Annotated in this window: 21 protein-coding genes; 13 read left to right on the top strand and 8 right to left on the bottom strand. The window is 63.1% G+C overall.

Translation table 11 applies throughout. The annotated features are described in order from the left end of the window. The coding region (locus tag Q0687_RS13555) for an alpha/beta hydrolase (RefSeq protein WP_298877414.1) at nt 1–512 on the top strand (512 nt) is incomplete at its 5' end. A gap of 75 nt (nt 513–587) precedes the next feature. After that, nucleotides 588–1,073 (top strand): cyanase, encoded by a 486-nt coding sequence (gene cynS, locus Q0687_RS13550; RefSeq protein WP_298877412.1) that lies wholly within the window; start codon nt 588–590, stop codon nt 1,071–1,073. A gap of 60 nt (nt 1,074–1,133) precedes the next feature. Here the strand turns inward: cynS and purB are convergent, their stop codons facing one another. Both purB and Q0687_RS13540 read right to left on the bottom strand, forming a co-directional pair. Further along, nucleotides 1,134–2,564 (bottom strand): adenylosuccinate lyase, encoded by a 1,431-nt coding sequence (purB, locus tag Q0687_RS13545; protein WP_363323949.1) that lies wholly within the window; start codon nt 2,562–2,564, stop codon nt 1,134–1,136. A gap of 83 nt (nt 2,565–2,647) precedes the next feature. After that, on the bottom strand, nt 2,648–2,971 hold the full coding sequence (locus Q0687_RS13540; RefSeq protein WP_298877406.1) for a DUF1476 domain-containing protein: 324 nt from the start codon (nt 2,969–2,971) through the stop codon (nt 2,648–2,650). A 331-nt stretch (nt 2,972–3,302) separates the two neighbouring features. Between Q0687_RS13540 and purC the strand changes: the two genes are divergently transcribed. Together purC and purS are read left to right on the top strand one after the other, a co-directional pair. Beyond that, nucleotides 3,303–4,070, top strand: coding sequence for a phosphoribosylaminoimidazolesuccinocarboxamide synthase (gene purC, locus Q0687_RS13535; RefSeq protein ID WP_172782948.1), 768 nt, complete (start codon nt 3,303–3,305; stop codon nt 4,068–4,070). Between the two features lie 13 nt (nt 4,071–4,083). Further along, the gene (gene purS, locus Q0687_RS13530; protein ID WP_148773046.1) at nt 4,084–4,323 is read left to right on the top strand and encodes a phosphoribosylformylglycinamidine synthase subunit PurS; all 240 of its coding nucleotides are present in this window, start codon (nt 4,084–4,086) and stop codon (nt 4,321–4,323) included. A gap of 25 nt (nt 4,324–4,348) precedes the next feature. Here purS and corA read toward each other — a convergent pair whose 3' ends face one another. After that, nucleotides 4,349–5,365, bottom strand: a complete 1,017-nt coding sequence (gene corA, locus Q0687_RS13525) for a magnesium/cobalt transporter CorA (protein WP_298877393.1) — start codon at nt 5,363–5,365, stop codon at nt 4,349–4,351. Between the two features lie 168 nt (nt 5,366–5,533). Here corA and purQ point away from each other — a divergent pair, with 168 nt between their 5' ends. Further along, nucleotides 5,534–6,235, top strand: a complete 702-nt coding sequence (gene purQ / locus Q0687_RS13520; protein WP_298877392.1) for a phosphoribosylformylglycinamidine synthase subunit PurQ — start codon at nt 5,534–5,536, stop codon at nt 6,233–6,235. A gap of 97 nt (nt 6,236–6,332) precedes the next feature. Here the strand turns inward: purQ and Q0687_RS13515 are convergent, their stop codons facing one another. Beyond that, nucleotides 6,333–6,815: a PaaI family thioesterase gene (locus Q0687_RS13515; RefSeq protein ID WP_298877389.1), complete on the bottom strand. Its 483-nt coding sequence runs from the start codon at nt 6,813–6,815 to the stop codon at nt 6,333–6,335. Nucleotides 6,816–6,999: 184 nt separating this feature from the next. On the opposite strand from Q0687_RS13515, the gene purL reads away from it, so the two are divergent. Next, complete coding sequence (gene purL / locus Q0687_RS13510; RefSeq protein WP_298877387.1) at nt 7,000–9,210, top strand: phosphoribosylformylglycinamidine synthase subunit PurL; 2,211 nt, start codon at nt 7,000–7,002, stop codon at nt 9,208–9,210. Between the two features lie 31 nt (nt 9,211–9,241). Here the strand turns inward: purL and Q0687_RS13505 are convergent, their stop codons facing one another. Beyond that, nucleotides 9,242–10,432, bottom strand: coding sequence for an acyltransferase (locus tag Q0687_RS13505; protein WP_298877384.1), 1,191 nt, complete (start codon nt 10,430–10,432; stop codon nt 9,242–9,244). A gap of 182 nt (nt 10,433–10,614) precedes the next feature. On the opposite strand from Q0687_RS13505, the gene Q0687_RS13500 reads away from it, so the two are divergent. Beyond that, nucleotides 10,615–10,788 (top strand): DUF1328 domain-containing protein, encoded by a 174-nt coding sequence (locus Q0687_RS13500; protein ID WP_211388242.1) that lies wholly within the window; start codon nt 10,615–10,617, stop codon nt 10,786–10,788. Between the two features lie 88 nt (nt 10,789–10,876). Here Q0687_RS13500 and Q0687_RS13495 read toward each other — a convergent pair whose 3' ends face one another. Continuing rightward, on the bottom strand, nt 10,877–11,236 hold the full coding sequence (locus Q0687_RS13495; RefSeq protein ID WP_298877371.1) for a DUF427 domain-containing protein: 360 nt from the start codon (nt 11,234–11,236) through the stop codon (nt 10,877–10,879). A gap of 194 nt (nt 11,237–11,430) precedes the next feature. Between Q0687_RS13495 and Q0687_RS13490 the strand changes: the two genes are divergently transcribed. Together Q0687_RS13490 and Q0687_RS13485 are read left to right on the top strand one after the other, a co-directional pair. After that, the gene (locus Q0687_RS13490; RefSeq protein ID WP_057747323.1) at nt 11,431–11,667 is read left to right on the top strand and encodes a BolA family transcriptional regulator; all 237 of its coding nucleotides are present in this window, start codon (nt 11,431–11,433) and stop codon (nt 11,665–11,667) included. A 39-nt stretch (nt 11,668–11,706) separates the two neighbouring features. Further along, nucleotides 11,707–12,900: a low temperature requirement protein A gene (locus Q0687_RS13485; protein ID WP_298877365.1), complete on the top strand. Its 1,194-nt coding sequence runs from the start codon at nt 11,707–11,709 to the stop codon at nt 12,898–12,900. 13 nt (nt 12,901–12,913) lie between these two features. On the opposite strand, the gene egtD is transcribed toward Q0687_RS13485, so the two are convergent. Then, nucleotides 12,914–13,885 (bottom strand): L-histidine N(alpha)-methyltransferase, encoded by a 972-nt coding sequence (gene egtD, locus Q0687_RS13480; RefSeq protein WP_298877363.1) that lies wholly within the window; start codon nt 13,883–13,885, stop codon nt 12,914–12,916. A 50-nt stretch (nt 13,886–13,935) separates the two neighbouring features. Further along, nucleotides 13,936–15,234 (bottom strand): ergothioneine biosynthesis protein EgtB, encoded by a 1,299-nt coding sequence (egtB, locus tag Q0687_RS13475; RefSeq protein WP_298877360.1) that lies wholly within the window; start codon nt 15,232–15,234, stop codon nt 13,936–13,938. A gap of 240 nt (nt 15,235–15,474) precedes the next feature. Here egtB and grxD point away from each other — a divergent pair, with 240 nt between their 5' ends. The 4 genes from grxD to Q0687_RS13455 are packed head-to-tail and all read left to right on the top strand — an operon-like array spanning nt 15,475 to nt 18,953. Continuing rightward, the gene (grxD, locus tag Q0687_RS13470; protein ID WP_298877357.1) at nt 15,475–15,801 is read left to right on the top strand and encodes a Grx4 family monothiol glutaredoxin; all 327 of its coding nucleotides are present in this window, start codon (nt 15,475–15,477) and stop codon (nt 15,799–15,801) included. 3 nt (nt 15,802–15,804) lie between these two features. After that, the gene (locus Q0687_RS13465) at nt 15,805–16,356 is read left to right on the top strand and encodes an O-acetyl-ADP-ribose deacetylase (protein WP_298877355.1); all 552 of its coding nucleotides are present in this window, start codon (nt 15,805–15,807) and stop codon (nt 16,354–16,356) included. A 46-nt stretch (nt 16,357–16,402) separates the two neighbouring features. Next, nucleotides 16,403–17,689: a serine hydrolase domain-containing protein gene (locus tag Q0687_RS13460; RefSeq protein ID WP_298877352.1), complete on the top strand. Its 1,287-nt coding sequence runs from the start codon at nt 16,403–16,405 to the stop codon at nt 17,687–17,689. A gap of 1 nt (nt 17,690) precedes the next feature. Then, complete coding sequence (locus tag Q0687_RS13455) at nt 17,691–18,953, top strand: serine hydrolase domain-containing protein (RefSeq protein WP_298877350.1); 1,263 nt, start codon at nt 17,691–17,693, stop codon at nt 18,951–18,953. Nucleotides 18,954–19,020: the final 67 nt, after the last annotated feature.

The raw sequence follows: 19,020 nt of genomic DNA, 5'->3' as shown, positions 1-19,020 counted from the left end.
CAGCCTGCGTCAAGTTCGCGGTCGACGAGCCCGGCCGTGTCGCCGGGCTCATTCTGTTCGGCGCGCTGGCCAAGGGCTGCTGGGCGGAGGACTATCCGCACGCGCTGCGCGCCAGCCAGTACGATGCCTGGAGCAAGCATCTCGTCGCTCAATGGGGCGGTCCGGTCGGGATCGAAGCCTTTGCACCGAGCCTTGCCGGTGATCCGCAGGCGCGGGCCTGGTGGGCGGGGCTGCTGCGCGCGGCCTCCAGCCCCGGCGGCATCTCAGCCGTGCTCGGGGCGTTTCGGGATGCCGACGTGCGGCACTTGCTGCCGCAAATCACCGTACCGACGCTGGTGCTGCACCGGAAGGGCGACAAGGCCGTGCGCATCGCGGCAGGCCGTGACGTGGCGAGCCGGATCAAGGATGCGCAATTCGTCGAGCTCGACGGTCAGGATCACTGGTTCTTTGCCGGCGATCAGCAGCCGGTGCTGGAGGCGGTCAGGCGGTTTACGGAAACCTTGCAGCCATAAGCCTCATTTATTGGCACGTTTCGTGCCTCCCAAAGCGGCAGGCCCGTCACGTGCCTGACCAAGGGAGATCCTGACATGAAACGCGAAGACCTCACCGAAAAGCTGCTCGACATCAAGCGCGAGAAGGGCTGGAGCTGGAAACACATCTGCGAAAAAATCGGCGGCTATTCCGAGGTGCTGATCGTTGGTGCAATTCTCGGCCAGATGAAGCTGACCAAGCCGCAGGCTGCCAATGCTGCCGAGCTGTTCGGCCTCTCCAAGTCCGAAACGGCAATGCTGAACGAGACGCCGATGCGCGGCATGCCGATGCCGCCGACCGATCCATTGATCTATCGCTTCTACGAACTGGTGATGGTGAACGGTCCGGCGTGGAAGGCGCTGATCGAGGAAGAGTATGGCGACGGCATCATGTCGGCGATCGACTTCGACATGGTGATGGAGCGCCTGCCCAACCCGAAGGGCGACCGCGTCAAGATCACCATGTCAGGCAAATTCCTGCCGTATAAATATTACGGCGCCAGCGGCAACGTGCCGGAGTATGGATTTAAAGAGGGCGAATAGCGAATTGCGAGTAGCGAATGGAAACGCCTTCCATTCGCTATTCGCTACTCCCCATTCGCCTTACAGGATCGCGCCCGGCGTGTACCTGGCTGCTTCAGGCTTCGCCTTCGCCAGCGCGTCGACCTGCTCGGCGAAGTAATCGACCTGAGCGCCGGCATCGCCGGAATTGGCGCGGCCGTGTTCGAGCACTTGGGTGAGCTCGGCTTCGCTGAGGCCAAGACGCTTGTCAGCGGCGAGGCGCTTCAGCAGATCGTTCTGCACGATCTTGCCGGTGCGCAGGTCACGGATAGCCGCGACCGCGTGCTCCTTAATTGCCTCATGCGCGCCTTCGCGGCCGGCGCCCTTCTTCACTGCCTCCATCATCACCGTCGTGGTGAGCAGGAACGGCAGATAGCGGTTGAGCTCGGTCGCGACCACGGCGTCGAAGATCTCCATCTGGTCGAGCACGGAGAGCAGGGTCTCGAGCAAGCCGTCCATGGCGAGGAAGGCATCGGGCAGCATGACGCGGCGCACGACCGAGCAGGAGACGTCGCCCTCGTTCCACTGATCGCCGGCAAGGCCGGCGGCCATCGCCAGATAGCCCTTCAGCACGACATGCAGGCCGTTGATGCGCTCGCAGGAGCGGCTGTTCATCTTGTGCGGCATCGCGGACGAGCCGACCTGGCCCTTGGCAAAACCTTCGCTGGCAAGCTCGTGGCCCGCCATCAGGCGCAGCGTCTTGGCGAAATTGCCGGGGCCGCTGGCAAGCTCGGTCAGCACGCTGACGGCGCGGAAATCGAGGCTGCGCGGATAGACCTGGCCGACCGCATCGAAGCTCTTGGGCAGGCCGAGATGGACCAGAATGCGCTGCTCGAGCGCGCGCGCCTTGCCGGCATCGCCGTTGAACAGGGTGATCTGGTCGAGCCGCGTGCCGACCGCGCCCTTCAGGCCGCGCGCGGGATAGCTGTCGAGCACGCTGACCAGGCTCTGATGCGACACCAGCATCTCCTCGCCGGACATGGCGATGCGCTTGCCGAGCGTCGTGACCTGCGCGGCGACGTTGTGCGTGCGCGCGGTGAACGGCATGTCGCGGAATTGCTTGGCGTGCTTGGCAAAGCGAATCAGCGCGGCGATGCTCTTGGTCTCGATCAGCTGGAGGCCGCGATAGACCTGCAGCTGCTCGACGTTCTCGGTGAGATCGCGGCTGGTCATGCCCTTGTGCAGGTGCTCGTGACCGGCGAGATCGCAGAACTCCTCGATTCGCGCCTTGACGTCGTGGCGGGTGATGCGCTCGCGCCGCATGATGGAGGCGAGGTCGACCTGGTCCTTCACGCGCTCATAGGCCTCGATCACGCCATCGGGCACCGGGATGCCGAGATCGCGCTGAGCCTTCAGCACGGCGATCCAGTAGTCGCGTTCGAGGCGGACCTTGCCTTCGCCGCTCCAGATGGCGCGCATGGCGGGCGAGGCATAGCGTTGGGCGAGGACGTTGGAAATGTGATCCTGTGACATGCCGCCCATTTGGCACCGCCAGGAGCCGTCCGCAAGCCCGGGAGGCGGGCGGCCGATGGCTTGGCCGCCGCCCGCCGTTAAGCCTACTTCCCGGCCTTCACCTCGGCCGCTGCGACCGCAATCAGCTCGCTCATCTTGGCCCGAATCGCCTGCTCGGTGACGTCAACGTTCCTGGCGGCGAAATCGGCCATGAGCTTGCGCAGGACGTCGCCGTCGCCGGCCTCCTCGAAATCGGCCGCGACCACCTCCTTGGCGTAGGCGGTGGCGGCATCGCCCGTGATTCCGAGCTTTTCGGCCGCCCACAGCCCCAGCAGCCGGTTGCGGCGGGCTTCCGCCCTGAATTTCTGCTCCTCGTCGAGGGCAAACTTCTTCTCAAAGCCTTCTTCGCGCTTGTTGAATTCGCTCATTCGTCTTCCGATTCCTCCGGGAGCTGGACCTGGCGGCCCTCGTTGCGAGGGCCCCCGCGCATGCCTAGATAGAGGGCAGGATCGGCGAAACAACGAGCCGTAAAGCCGCAGGCAAGGCGGTATAAGTCAGCGTCGGATGGGCCGGATCGATTGTGCTGGGACAGCCAATCGGATAGGTTGCCTGAAGGCTTGGTTCCCGTTCTGTTTCCTCGGTGTTTTTCTTGGTTTCAGATGGGGTTCCAGGTCGTTCACGGCAGCTCCGCTGTGGGTCGTAACCTGGTAACCGGAGCACACCAAATACATGGATTTCAACAAAACACGGTACATCCCAATGAGCCGTCGGCGTCGCATTTATGAAGGCAAGGCAAAGGTTCTGTATGAAGGTCCGGAGCCCGGTACCCTGATCCAGCACTTCAAGGATGACGCCACCGCGTTCAATGCGAAAAAGCATCAGGTGATCGAGGGCAAGGGTGTCCTCAACAACCGGATCTCGGAGTACCTGTTTCAGCACCTCAACGACATCGGGGTGCCGACCCACTTCATCCGCCGCCTCAACATGCGCGAGCAGTTGATTCGCGAGGTCGAGATCGTGCCGCTCGAAGTGGTGGTGCGGAACGTTGCCGCCGGCTCGCTGTCGCAGCGCCTCGGCATCGAGGAGGGCACCCAGCTGCCCCGTTCGATCATCGAGTTCTATTACAAGAACGACCAGCTCAATGACCCCATGGTGTCGGAAGAGCACATCACCGCGTTCGGCTGGGCCACGCCCCAGGAGATCGACGACATCATGGCGCTCGCCATCCGCGTCAACGATTTCCTCACCGGCCTCTTCCTCGGAATCGGCATCCGCCTCGTCGACTTCAAGATGGAGTGCGGCCGCCTGTTCGAGAACGAGATGATGCGCATCATCGTGGCCGACGAGATCTCGCCGGACTCTTGCCGTCTGTGGGATATCAAGTCGAACGAGAAGCTCGACAAGGACCGTTTCCGCCGTGACCTCGGTGGCCTGCTCGAGGCCTACACGGAAGTGGCAAAGCGCCTCGGCATCCTCATGGAGAACGAGCGCCCGCAGGGCACGGGTCCCGTGCTGGTGAAGAGCTAAGAGGAATATCGACGTGAAGGCACGTGTTACCGTTACCCTGAAGACGGGTATCCTCGATCCGCAAGGAAAGGCCATCGAAGGCGCGCTGAAGTCGCTCGGCGTCGACGGCGTCGCCAGCGTTCGCCAGGGCAAGGTGTTCGACATCGAGCTCGCCGGCGCCGACAAGGCCAAGGCCGAAGCCGCGTTGAAGGACGCCGCCGACAAGCTGCTGGCCAACACCGTGATCGAGAACTATCGGGTCGAGATCGTTTAGTCCTCGCACCAACGCGCTCCGGGTGTCACAGCCACCCGGCGCGGCGGAAGCGCCAATAGAGCGCGCCGCATGAAATTGCCATCACGCTCAGCAGGACTGGATAGCCGTACTCCCATTGCAGCTCCGGCATGTTCTTGAAGTTCATGCCGTAGATGCCGGCAAGCGCGGTCGGAACGGCAAGGATTGCCAGCCACGAGGCGAGCTTCTTCGACACTGCCGTCTCCTGCGCCTGCCCAACCAGCAGGCTCGCTTCGAACGCGAAGGCCAGCACCTCGCGCATGGAATCGATGCGCTCCTGGATGTTGCGGACATGGTCGGTGACGTCGCGGAACAGCGGCTGCATGGTCGGCCGCACCATCGACAGCTCGTCATGCTCCAGGCGGCGGCAGACTTCGACCAGAGGCCCGATCGCGTTGCGCAGTCGCAAGAGGTCGCGGCGCAGCATGTAGAGTCGCTCGATCTGCGCCTTGGTGATCGCGTTCGAGAGCACGTAGTCCTCGATCTCCTCGATCTCCTCATGAATGCTCTCGAGCACCGGAGAGTAGTTGTCGACGATGAAATCGAGGATCGCATAGAGGATGTAGTCCTCGCCGCGGGCGAGCGCCCGCGGGCAGCTTTCGCAGCGCTCGCGCACGGCAGTGTAGGAGGTCGAGGCACCGTGCCGGACGGTGACGAGATAGCCGTCGCCGATGAAAATGTGGGTTTCGCCGAAGGCGATGCGACCCTCGATCAATTGCGCGGTGCGCGCCACGATGAACAGGGCTTCGCCGTATTGCTCGATCTTCGGCCGCTGGTGGGCGTGGTCGGCGTCCTCGATGGCGAGGTCGTGCAGGTCGAACTGCTTCTGCACGTCGCCGAGCAGCGCCGTGTCGGGCTCGTGCAGCCCGATCCAGACCACGTGGCCGGGCTTGGCCCGCCAGCTCGAGGCTTCGCTGATGGCGATATTGGCGACACGCCGTCCGTCGACATAGGCGCCGGCAGCGACGACCCCCTCGGTGGGCACCGGTTCGGAGGGTGAAGTTGGCCGCGACGGGACATTCATGGCTTCCATCCCGGGCAAATTGGTTGGGCGCACGTGCCGTTTCTATGGCCTGTGTACAAGGCCGGCCAGCAAGGCTAGCACTGGTAAAATCCCCGTCAAATGGCTATGTCTCCTAGCGAATTGGCCCGTGGGGCCGGCCCCGATTCCATCACCATCGGAACCCGAAGCATGAAAGCCGCCATCCTCGTCTTCCCCGGCATCAATCGCGAGCGCGACATGGCGCGCGCGTTGAAGCTGATCTCGGGCCATGAGCCCACGATGGTGTGGCATGCCGAGACGTCGCTGCCTGCGGGCACCGACCTCGTCGTCGTGCCCGGCGGTTTCTCCTATGGCGACTATCTGCGTTGTGGCGCGATAGCGGCGCGGGCGCCGGTCATGGATGGGGTGCGCGACTACGCGGCCAAGGGCGGCCTCGTGCTCGGCGTCTGCAACGGCTTCCAGATCCTCTGCGAGTCCGGTCTCTTGCCGGGCGTGCTGATGCGCAATGCGCGGCTGAAGTTCATCTGCAAAGACGTGCATCTGCGCGTCGAGCGTTCCGACACGCCGTTCACCCGCGGCTACAATGCCGGCCAGGTCATCCGCGTGCCCGTCGCCCATGGCGAGGGCAATTACGAGGCGGATGAAGAGACCATCAAGCGCATCGAAGGCGAGGGGCGCGTGCTCTATCGCTATTGCTCGGCCGATGGCGTGGTGGACGAAAGCCACAACATCAACGGCGCGGCGCATTCGATTGCGGGCCTCGTCAACGACAAGGGCAACGTGCTCGGCATGATGCCGCACCCGGAAAACCACGTCGAAGACATCATGGGCTGCACCGACGGCCGCGGCCTGTTTGCAGGCCTGATCGCGCATCTGGAAAAGGCCGCGTGATTTCTGTCGCGGTGAAGCGTGCGCTCACCGCGATTGCGGCGTTGGCGCTCACGAGCGCTGCGTTCGTGCAGGATTTTCCCAAGCGCCAAGGCGAGCGCTATGCGCTCGGCTGGTGAGGTAATGATTTCCGCTTCATCCGCTTGATCGTACCGGAGAAGGTCAGCAGCACTCGTTCGCCCGACATCATCTTGCCGCGCAGGAAGATCAGCGAGCCGCCGGCGCGGGTGACCTCACCGGTGCATTCGATCAGCTCGTCCTCGCGGGCCGCGTCGAGGAATTCGCAGGCAAAATTGGTTGTCACCGCCCGGCTGTCCAGAACATGCGTGGCGATCGCAAACAGCGAATAATCGGCGAAGGCCATGTAGCAGCCACCATGGACGTTCCCGGAGCCGTTGAGGTGCTTCTTCTCGACCCGAAAGGCGCAGCGGACGCTGCCGTCCGCCTCGATCTGGTGCCAGAACGGGCCGACATGGGCTTCAAAGCTGTCGCGGATCCAGGTCCGCCAGCCCACGAATTCGCCCTCGGTGGCGACGTGGAGGTCGGGGCGGCGGGGCGGGGGCATTTTGGTCAATTCGTGCAAGGAAATGGGCCTTCAATTGCGGGTCTTTAGCCCTTAAATCCGATCCGTCCACATCGTGCAATTGCTGTTCCTGTGACCGCCTGCCCGCAAAACGTGGGACAGCGGGAAAATGCGCCATAAAGGGCTTTTCGAAGGCCCCCGATCTTCCTAAGAACGGCAAAACGCCGTCGAAAGCCCCGAAGCCATGAAGAACGAACCCAAGATCACCCCCGAACTGGTTGCCGCCCACGGGCTCAAGCCCGACGAATACGAGCGCATCCTGAAGCTGATCGGACGGGAGCCGACCTTCACCGAGCTCGGCATCTTCTCGGCGATGTGGAACGAGCACTGCTCGTACAAATCCTCGCGCATCCATCTAAAGGGGCTGCCGACCAAGGCGCCCTGGGTGATCCAGGGCCCCGGCGAGAACGCCGGCGTCATCGACATCGGCGACGGCCAGGCCGTGGTCTTCAAGATGGAGAGCCACAACCACCCGAGCTACATCGAGCCATACCAGGGCGCGACGACAGGCGTCGGCGGCATCTTGCGCGACGTCTTCACCATGGGCGCGCGCCCAATTGCCTGCCTCAATGCGCTGAGCTTCGGCGCGCCCGAGCATGCGAGGACGCGGCACCTCGTCTCCGGCGTCGTCGCCGGTGTCGGCGGCTATGGCAATTCCTTCGGCGTGCCGACGGTCGGCGGCCAGGTGCGATTCCACACCCGCTATGACGGCAACATCCTCGTCAACGCGATGGCGGTCGGTCTCGCCGACGCCGACAAGATCTTCTATGCGGCGGCCTCCGGCGTGAACATGCCGATCGTCTATCTGGGCTCGAAGACCGGCCGGGACGGCATCCACGGCGCCTCGATGGCCTCAGCCGAGTTCGACGACAAGTCCGAGGAGAAGCGCCCGACCGTGCAGGTCGGCGATCCCTTCGCCGAGAAGCTCTTGCTCGAGGCCTGCCTCGAAATCATGGAGAAGGGCTGCGTCATCGCGATCCAGGACATGGGCGCGGCGGGCCTGACCTGCTCGGCGGTCGAGATGGGCGCCAAGGGCGATCTCGGCGTCGATCTCGATCTCGACGCGGTGCCGACCCGCGAGACCGGCATGAGCGCCTACGATATGATGCTCTCGGAGAGCCAGGAGCGCATGCTCATGGTGCTCAAGCCCGAGAAGGAAAAGGAAGCCGAGGCGATCTTCAAGAAGTGGGGCCTCGACTTCGCCGTGGTCGGCTACACCACGCCGAGCAAGCGCTTCGTGGTCAAGCATGGCGGCGACGTCATGGCCGATCTGCCGATCAAGGAGCTCGGCGACGAGGCGCCGCTCTATGATCGCCCGCATGTGCCCTCCGCCGCGCTGCCGGTCGTGCACGCGCGCGAGGTGCCGGCCCCGATGGGCGTAGGTAGCGCGCTCGAGAAGCTGATCGGCACTCCCGACATGTGCAGCAAGCGCTGGGTCTGGGAGCAGTACGACCACGTCATCCTCGGCAACACCATGCAGCGCCCCGGTGGCGATGCCGCCGTCGTGCGCGTGCAGGACGGGCCGAAGGGCCTCGCGCTCACCGTCGATGTCACGCCGCGCTATTGCGAAGCCGATCCGTTCGAGGGCGGCAAGCAGGCGGTGGCGGAAGCCTGGCGCAACATCACCGCGGTCGGCGGCAAGCCGCTCGCGATCACCGACAATCTCAACTTCGGCAACCCTGAGCGGCCCGAGATCATGGGCCAGTTCGTCGGCTGCCTGAAGGGCATCTCGGAAGCCTGCCGTACGCTGGACTTCCCGGTCGTCTCCGGCAACGTCTCGCTCTACAACGAGACCAACGGCCGCGCGATCCTGCCGACGCCCTCGATCGGCGGCGTCGGCCTGCTCGACGATTTCACCAAGTCGGCTTCGCTCGCCTTCAAGGCCGAGGGCGAGGCGATCCTCCTGGTCGGCGAAACCCATGGCTGGCTCGGCCAGTCCGTTTATCTTCGCGACATTTGCGGTCGCGAGGAGGGTGCGCCGCCGCCGGTCGATCTGGCCGCGGAGAAGCGCAACGGTGACTGCGTGCGCGGCATGATCCATGCGGGCACCGCGACCGCGGTGCATGACCTATCCGACGGTGGCCTCTTGATCGCGCTCGCCGAGATGGCGATGGCTGGTGGCATCGGCGCCAAGCTGTTGGCAGCGCCGACGTCGCTGGTCTCGCAGGCCTATTGGTTCGGTGAGGACCAGGCGCGCTATCTCGTCACCGTGCCTGAAACCGAAGCTGGCCGCGTGCTCGCCAAGATGCGTGGCTGTGAGGTGCCCTGCGTGCGCATCGGCACCACGGGCGGCGATGCGATTGCGATCGCGGGCGAGGCGCCTGTTACGATCGATGCGCTGCGCAAGTCGTTCGAGCGCTGGCTGCCGGAATACATGGGCGGCAAGGCGGCGTAAGCCGCCGCCACAGTCCGGTCAGGGCGCGTGCCTACAATACCCGCGTCGCGCCGGGAATCTTGCGAAGTGCCTCGGTCGCGGCCCAGCTCAGCAGCACCGTCAGCACGAACACGGTGGAAGCCTTCACGATGGCAGGCAAGTTGTAGTCGAACAGCCAGTATTGCAGCCACAGCGCGATCGGATAGTGCACCAGGAACATGCCGTAAGCGGCGGACTGCATCGGATCGAGCAGCCTCGCCGAGCCTGACTGCCTGAACCTCTGGAAGAAGGCGAGGATCAGAAACATGATGGCCACGCTGAAGACGGTGACGCAGGCGGCGTAGGTTCCTTCGTACCAATTCGGCAGCGGCGACGGATTGCCCAGGATCTCGCGCTTGATGAAGATCAGCACCCAGAGCAGGCAATACGGCACGATCGCCAGGACCAACCATTCCCAGCTCACTTTCGCCATTCTGCCCTCAGCCGAGAGCAGTCCGCGATCCATGCTCGCAACGCCGATGCCGGCACCGAAGAAGAAATAGGTCGCATAGAGCAGCACACGTCCATGCTGGACCGAAAACGGCCCGAACTCGAACCAGTTGCTGGGTCCGAAATACATCAGCCCGGGGACATAGAATGCGGCGCTGACGGCCAGCATGACGGCGAAGAATTCCGCAGGCCGGCGCCGCCCGCGCACCGAGAGGCGATTGATAGGGTCGAGCAGGTTGGGGCGCAGCCGGTACAGAAGGCACGTGATCAGGTCGAAGGCGAACAAGACCCAGAGGAACCAGATCGGTCCTGATGGCCATGGGCCTTTCGTGATCGTGGTCCACCAGAACTGCGAAAAGCCGATCTCGGGATCATCCCGTAGCGAGATAGCGTAGTAGGCGACTGGAATGACCGTGAATGCGCAAATCACGAACGGAATGCCAAGCCGACGGACGCGGTCCTCCAGATAGCTCGCGGGCCCCTTGCGGGCGATTCCCGACCACGCAAACAGTCCCGACAGGAAGAAGAACATCGCCATGAAGAAGCTGTCGGTCGCCAGAACGATCATGTCGAAGCCGATCCAGGAGGTCGGGTCGGTATGGCCGAAATGGGTGTAGGGAATGACGGCGTGATGCAGCAGCACCACCAGTGTCAGGAAGGTGCGGGCGCGGTCGAGCGATAAATTGCGCGTCTTCGCCTTTGGTTCGGCAAGCCCCTCAGCGCCGACCGCCGCGGTATGTGACATCGTTGTCATGGTTGCCCCAGTCGCGTTTTATCCCGGCCGGACCGTGCCGCCGGGAACCCAATTCCGCAAGTGCAGTTTGCGCCGCAACAACATTGCATCGTGCCTTAGGAACCAGTTCCGCGCAACGCGGTTAGCGTTCCCGAAACGGTGATAGGCCGCCGATTACGGTGACCAATGTTGCGGAGCTGGCGATGACGATTCTGAAATGGGCACTGATATTCCTGCTGATCTCGATCGTCGCCGGTGTGCTCGGCTTCACCGGCCTCTCGGCCGCCTCCGCCGATGTCGCCCGCTTCCTGTTCTATGTCTTCGTCGTGATCTTCCTGGTCCTGTTGATACTCGGACTGACGATCTTCAGGGCGTAACACAGCCGCGTTGTATCCGTGGCAGAAACATAGGCGAGCGACGACGACGCCTCCAATGCCCGGCGGCTATGGATGGGCAAGCGATGCTCTATCCCACTTCCTCGATCTTCACCTTGTCCGGATAGAAGGCGAGATGGCCTGAGATCTCCGTCATCGCGGGGAAGGGCGTCTCGTAGGTCCAGATCGCGTTGTCGAGCGTCTTGCCGTCCGCCTTGATGCTGTAATAGCTGGCGTCGCCCTTATAGGGGCAATGGGTGGTGCGCTCGGTGCGCTCCAGCAGCGCCATGTTGGCATCTTCGCGCGGCAGATATTGCACTGCCGGATACCTGGCCTCCTTCAGCGTCAGCGCCTTGGTGCTCTCGGCGATCACGATGTCGCCCGCCGTCACACGGACGCGCCGGGGATTTTGGGTGATGGTGATGGGGTGGTCAGGACCTGGAAGCTTCATGATTTCACGCCTTTTCGATCGATCCGTCGCGCGCGGCACTTTGTCGTGCCTTTATCGTGATGGGATCAGGGATATAGTGCCTGAAGGCGTGACGTAGAAGGCCGTTCACGCTAAGTTTGGTCGTGCCGGTGAGGGGACCCCCGGCACGCGATTCGACGCCGAGGCAGTATGCCGACACAAGGAGCAAGACCAGAATGCCCATGGACGCCCACGATATCGAGGCGATGATCAAGGCAGCGATCCCCGATGCCGAGGTGACCATCCGCGACCTCGCCGGCGATGGCGACCACTATGCCGCGACCGTGATCTCGGAATCCTTCCGCGGCAAGTCCCGCGTCCAGCAGCACCAGATCGTCTATCGGTCCCTGCAGGGCCAGATGGGCGGCGTGCTGCATGCGCTGGCGCTGCAAACCGGCGTACCGAGTGCTTGAATAGATTGCACCTGACCTGATCGCACGACGAGGACGCTGATGGCTGCGGACAATCCGCGCGGTGCGATGTTTCGCGTCATCGTGCCGAACCAGCCCAGCCGCGTCACCAATGCCGAGCTGTTCTTCGACCTCGTTTTCGTCTTCGCGGTCACGCAGATCTCGCACACGCTGCTCAGCCACTTCACGCCATCAGGCGCGGTCGAGGTCACGCTGCTGTTCCTGGCGGTGTGGTGGGTGTGGGTCTACACCGCCTGGGTCACCAACTGGCTCAACCCCGAGCTGACGCCGGTCCGCATCCTCATCTTCCTGATGATGCTGGGCGGCCTCGTGCTGTCGACCACGATCTCGACGGCCTTCGACGGCCGTGGCCTCTGGTTCGCGACTGCCTATGCGGCGATGCAGGTCGGACGTACCGCCTTCTGGCTGCTTGCGACCCCGCGCCACCGAACAGCGGTGCGGCACAATGCGATTCGCATCCTGGTCTGGCTCTGCGGCTCCGCGGTGTTCTGGATATCAGGCGGCCTCGCCCACGGCCAGGAACGGCTGTGGTTCTGGATTGTGGCGCTCGCAATCGAATACATCTCGCCCGCGGTCCGCTTCTGGGTCCCCAAGCTCGGCTTCTCGTCGGTCGAGGCCTGGGCTGTCGAGGGCGGACACATGGCCGAGCGCTGCGCCGGCTTCATCATCATCGCACTCGGCGAGGCCGTCGTCGTCAACGGCGCGACCTTCGCCGAGCTGAATTGGAGCGCGGATAACATTCTGGCTTTCGTCGCGTGCCTGGCCGGGAGCATCGCAATGTGGTGGGTCTATTTCCATAAGGGCGCTGAAGCCGGCTCCGAGGTGATTTCGAAAGCGGCCGAATCCGGCCGGCTGGCGCGGCTGGCCTACACCTATCTGCACATGCCGATCGTCGCCGGCATCATCCTGACCGCGGTCTCGGACGAACTGGTGCTCAAGCACCCCACCGGCCATTCCGATGTCCGCACCATCGTCAGCACGATCGGCGGGCCGCTGGTGTTTCTAATCGGCACCATCCTGTTCAAGCATTCGATCCGCGGCTTCCTCCAGCTCTCCCACGGCATCGGCATCGTCCTGCTGCTGGCGCTATGGTGGTTCGCCGCCGATCTCTCGCCGCTCTGGCTGTCGGTGGCGACGAGCGTGATCATGATCGTCGTCGCAGTGTGGGAATCGATGTCGCTGCGGTCGAAGGGCGAGGAGGCCGCGGCGCGTTGAGGCGCCGACGCTTCTACTCCGCCACCTCCAGCGCATGCACCGAGAACATCTTCGCCGCGTCCGTCCAGCTTTCACGCACACGCCAGCCGGCGCCTTGCGCCAGCGCGGCGAAGCGCTCGAGGCTGTATTTGTAGCTGTTTTCGGTGTGAATGCTCTCGCCGGGCCGGAACGAGAAGCTGGTGCCGAGCAGGCGCACGGTCTGGCTCTTGCGGCTGATCAGGTGCATCTCGATGCGATGCCGGTCGTGATTGTAGATCGCGCCATGGGTGAAGGCGGAGAGGTCGAAATTGCCGCCGAGCTCGCGGTTGATCCGCACCAGCACATTGAGATTGAACCGCGCGGTGACGCCGGCAGCATCGTTGTAGGCGGCGTGGAGCAGGCGCTCTTCCTTCTCGAGGTCGGCGCCGATGATCATCTGCGCGCCCCTGCCGAGGATCTGGCGGGCACTCCTCAGGAACGCCTGCGCCTCATGCGGCTCGAAATTGCCGATGGTCGAGCCCGGGAAGAAGCCGACTTTCGGCATTGACGCGACCGCCTTGGGCAGCTCGAACGGCGTGGTGAAGTCGGCCGCCACCGGATAGATCCCGAGCGAGGGAAAGTCGCGCTTCAGGCCATTGGCCTGCGCCTGCAGGAAATCGCCGGAGATATCGACGGGCACATAGGCTGCAAACTTGGACTGGTTCAAGAGCAGACGAACCTTCGTGGTGGAGCCCGCGCCGAACTCGACCAGTGCCGCATTCTCAGGGATGATCTTTGCGATCTCGCTGCCGCGCTCCTTCAGGATCGCAAGCTCGGTGCGCGTCGGATAATATTCCGGCAAGCGTGTGATCGCCTCGAACAGTTCCGATCCCGCCGCGTCGTAGAAATATTTCGGCGACAGCTTTTTCGGCTGCTGGGAAAGGTCCTCGATCGCCTCGCGGGCGAACGCGGTGGTCTGTTCGTCGGGGAGATGGGCTTCGGCCAAAGCGCTAGCGTGCACATTCATGATACTCTCCTGAACGCGCTGTCCGGCGCGTATTTGTCGTCGGATGAGAACTAGAAATAGTCAGCGAGCCGCAACCCCGTGAACTGCCAGCGGTGGTGCGGATAGAAGAAGTTGCGATATGTGACACGGCTGTGACCATCGGGCGTCGCCAGCGATGAGCCGCGCAGCACCAGCTGGTTGACCATGAATTTGCCGTTGTACTCGCCGAGCGCGCCTTCGACGGCGCGATAGCCGGGGTAGGGGGAATACGACGAACGCGTCCATTGCCAAACGATGCCGAAGGCGTCGTTGAGCTGCCCTGCGCGCGCTGCGACCTCCCATTCCATCTCGGTCGGCAGATGCTTTCCGGCCCAGCGCGCAAACGCATCGGCCTCGTAATAGCTGATGTGGCAGACCGGCGCGTCGGGATCGACCGGCTTGACGCCGGCAAGCGTCATCACGTGCCAATGGCCGTCGATCTCGCGCCAATGGCCCGGAGCCTGCCAGTCTTCCTTGCTGGCCGCGGCAAAGCCGTCCATCAGCCACAGCGTCGCCCGCCGATAGCCGCCGTCGCGCATGAAGGCGAGCCATTCGCCGTTGGTGACGAGATTGCGTGCGATCCGGACAGGACCGACAAGGGCGCGATGCGCCGGCTTCTCGTTGTCGAAATGAAAGCTATCGTCGACATGGCCGACGGTGTGGATGCCTTCGTTGAGTGTCATCCAGTCCTCGTCCGCGCGCGTCTCGGCCGGAAAACGCCAGTCACGGTCGTAAGCCGGATAGACGGGGTTCTGCGCGAAGGCGTGCAGGATGTCGGTGTACATCAACTCCTGATGCTGCTGCTCGTGGTTCAGCCCGACCTCGACCAGCGGCGCGATCTCGCGGAGCTTGTCCTCGGAGGCCTCGCGGAAGAATCTGACGATGGCCGCATCGACATAGCTGCGATAAGCGCCGACCTCGGTGGCGCTGGGACGCGTGATGTCGCCGCGATGATTGCGGGCGTGCCGCGGGCCGGCGCTGACGTAATAGGAATTGAACAGGAAGGCGAAGTCGGGGTGGAAGGGTCGGTAGCCCTGGGCGTGCTCGCCGAGCAGAAACTGCTCCCAGAACCAGGTGGTATGGGCCCGATGCCATTTCGCCGGGCTTGCGTCCGGCATGGACTGGATCTGCTGGTCTTCGGGCGACAACGGCGCGGCTCGCCGCTCAGTCTCGGTACGAACAGCCAGGAACGCGGTCTGAAGCCCCTGTGCGAGGCCATCAGGGGCGGCCGATGGTGACGAAAGCGGGGGATTGGCCGTAGCGGAGGCTTGTTTCGTCACGTTTTTCTCCAGGCAGCAGAAGAGAACGTTGTTGGCGAGACCGGGTTCCAAAACCGAGGTTCGTCCTAGATAGGCGCTCCGTTACGGTATGAAAGTCCTCCCCGGTGATGATATTCGTGTCATCATGCAATGGCGCCGTGGCCGCCTCGGCCTGATGTCCAGGGAGCGCTCTTTGCCATTTTACTTTGGATGCACAACGGTTTGGGCTACATATATAGACAGGTATCGGGTTAGATCGGCTGAGCCGGCCCGGATTGACAGGTGAGGGCTCTGCCCCAGAAGGACACGGATATGAGCATCGCGGAATTCATCGACAGCGAAGTGAAGTCGAACGACGTGGTTCTGTTCATGAAGGGGACGCCGCAATTTCCGCAGTGCGGCTTCTCCGGCCAGGTCGTGCAGATTCTCGACCACATCGGCGTCGGCTATAAGGGCCTCAACGTGCTCGAATCCGCCGAGCTCCGTAACGGCATCAAGGATTATTCGAACTGGCCGACCATCCCCCAGCTCTATGTGAAGGGTGAGTTCGTCGGCGGCTGCGACATCGTCCGTGAGATGTTCCAGGCCGGCGAATTGCAGCAGCTCTTCTCCGAGAAGGGCGTCGTCGTCGCGGCCTGATCCGTGACGGCGCTGACGCGTCGGATCGGCGGCGTCCAGCTCGACATCATCGTCGCTGACATCACGAGCCTTGGCGTTGACGCCATCGTCAACGCCGCCAACTCGTCTCTGCTTGGCGGAGGCGGCGTCGATGGCGCGATCCATCGCGCGGCCGGGCCCGACCTGGTCGCCGAGTGTCGCACGCTCCATGGCTGCAAGACGGGCGAGGCGAAGATCACCAAAGGCTACCGGCTCAAGGCCGCGCACGTGATCCACACCGTGGGACCGGTCTGGAACGGCGGTAGGCTGGGTGAAGACGACCTGCTTACCTCCTGCTATCGTTGCTCGATGGAACTGTGCGGGACGCACAAGCTGTCCTCGGTGGCATTCCCCGCGATTTCGACCGGCATTTTCCGATTTCCTGCCGACCGGGCGGCGCAGATTGCGGTCCATACGACCATTGACGCCTTGCCAGCCGCGCCTTCGGTCGGCCAGGTCATATTCTGCTGTTTTTCGGAGGCCAGCGCCGCCCTCCACACCAACGTTTTGGAACGGCACGGCAGCCCTTGTGCCTGACAACGCGCCCAGTACACTTCGGCCGGCCATGTTCCGGGGAGGGGATATGATTTCACGTTTTGCACAATTTGCGCTGGTCTGCGGCGCGCTTGTCTCGTTTGGCACGATGTCGCTCGCGCGCGCGGAGGGCACCTACGAGATTCCCGCCGGCGCGCATTTCAATCAGGACAAGCTCGCTAAGGTGAGCGAGTTCTTCAAGAACGAGGTCGCGACAGGCAAGATCGCGGGCGCGACTGTTCTGATCAAGCAGCACGGCAAGCCGGTTTATCACGAGGCCTTCGGCGTGCAGGACGTGGTCAGCAAGGCGCCGATCACCGACAAGACGATCTTCCGTCTGTCGTCGCTAACCAAGGTGATCACCTCCGTTGTGGCGATGCAATTGATCCAGGACGGAAAGATCAAGCTCGACGATCCCGTTTCGAAATACATTCCCTCTTTTGCAAATGTGAAGGTCGGTGAGGAGAAGAAGGCCGAGGACGGCAGCAAGACGCTCGAGCTGGTACCACTGGTTCGGCCGATGACGGTGAAGGATCTGATGACCCAGACCTCGGGCATTACCTACGGCTTCTATGGCGACAGCCTCGTGCGCCAAGCCTATCGCGCCGCCAACATCTACGCAGGCGAATTCGATCTCGCCGAGTTCGCCGAGCGGATCGCCAAGCTGCCGCTGCACAATCAACCCGGCGCGCTCTGGCAGTACGGCCATTCCACCGACATTCTGGCGCGGATCATGGAGATTGCGTCCGGAAAGTCATTGTTCGAACTCGAGAAGGAAAAGCTGCTTGATCCGCTCGGTATGACCGATACAGGCTTCTTCGTCACCGAACCGGAGAGGCTGAAACGGCTGGCCCAGCCGCTGCCGAACGACAGCAATTTCCGGGTCGGCCGCGAGTACAGGACTGAGGTTCGCCAGAAATGGGAATCCGCCAGCGGCGGCATGGTTTCGACGATGGCGGACTTTTCGCGATTTGCGCAGATGCTGGTCAGCGGCGGCAGTCTCGACGGCAAGACCATTCTCAAGCCCGAGACGTTCAAGCTGATGACGACCGACCAGATCGGCCCGAACTCCGGCGTCGATCGCGACTATTTTTACTTTCCCGGCGACGGTTTCGGCTTCGGTCTTGGGTTTGCCGTGCGCACCGATCCCGGTAATGCCAAGCCGCCGCCTCCCGGCGATCTCGGGGAATTGAAGTGGGACGGCGCCAGCGGTTGCTATTTGGTGATCGATCCCAAGCAGGACATGTTCTTTGTGTTGCTGGAACAGACCCCGACCGAGCGGCAGCGCGTCCAACGGACGTTGAAGCAACTGGTCTATGAAGCCATGGAGAACTGACATGTTCGGGCGCCGCGCGTTCGTCGCGGCGCTCGTTCTCCTGTTCGGTGTGGCCGGTGCGCAGGCAGGCTCCGAGGGCCGCGCGCACGGCTTCACGCCTGATGGACTCGCCAAAGTCTCCGACTACATCAGGAACGAGATCGCGACCGGCAAGATTCCGGGCGCGATCCTCCTGCTGCAACAGCACGGCAAGCCGGTCTATTACGAGAATTTCGGCGTCCGTGACGTCGCGACCCAGCTATCGATGAGCGCGGACACGATCTTCCGGCTCTATTCGATGTCGAAGCCGGTCACCTGCGTCCTGGCGATGATGCTGGTCGAGGAGGGCAAGCTCCGCCTCGACGATCCCGTCTCGAAATACATTCCGGCTTTTGCTGGCATGAAGGTCGGCGTCGAGAAGAAAGCCGAAGACGACAAGGTCTCTCTGGATCTGGAGCCGCTCAAGCGTGCGGTCACGATCGAGGATTTGATGCGCCATACGTCGGGGATTCCCTACGGCTATTACGGCGGCGACCTGGTCAACAAGCTCTATGCCGATGCCGGTCTGTTCGACAACAAGGCGATGACCAATGCCGAACTCGTCGCGAAGATCACAACGCTGCCGCTCGCCGAACAGCCGGGTACGGTCTGGGACTACGGCCTCTCGATCGACGTGCTTGGCCGCATCATCGAGGTGATCTCGGGAAAATCGCTGTTGGCGTTCGCCAGGGAGCGGCTGCTCGATCCGCTCGGGATGAAGGACACCGCGTTCTTTGTCGCCGATCCCGCCAAGTGGCCGCGCATCGCCGAGCCGATGCCGGAGGATCGCACGCTCAGCCCGATGGCAAAGGTTCGCGATATCAGGAAACCGCTGCGGTGGGAGTCCGGTGGCGGCGGCCTCGTCGGCACCGTCGGCGACTATGCGCGCTTCTCGCAGATGCTGCTGAGCGGCGGCAGCTATGAAGGCCGACGCTATCTCAAGCCGGAAACCATCGCCGCGATGGCGTCGGATCACGTCGGCCCGGAAACCCACGTCGAGCGCGACAAGAACTTTTACCCTGGCGACACCAGCGGCTACGGCCTCGGCTTCGCCGTGCGCAAGTCGGTTCCGCCTGGCACGTCCTGGCCGATTGGCGAATATCGCTGGGACGGCGTCGGCGGCACCTTCTTCTTCATCGATCCCGAAGACGATCTGTTCGGAATCTTCATGGTGCAGACGCCCTCGCAGCGCGGCCGGATCCAGCTCGCGCTGAAAACTCTGATCTATCAGGCGATGGGGCGGTGAGCGTTTCGCCGCCGTAGATGGGGTAACGGGTCCCCTGGGGCCTTCCAACCAAGCCGCGCTAGCTACG

This window comes from uncultured Bradyrhizobium sp. (genome assembly GCF_936928535.1).
GTDB lineage: Bacteria > Pseudomonadota > Alphaproteobacteria > Rhizobiales > Xanthobacteraceae > Bradyrhizobium.
This window is presented reverse-complemented; position numbering and strand designations above follow the sequence as displayed.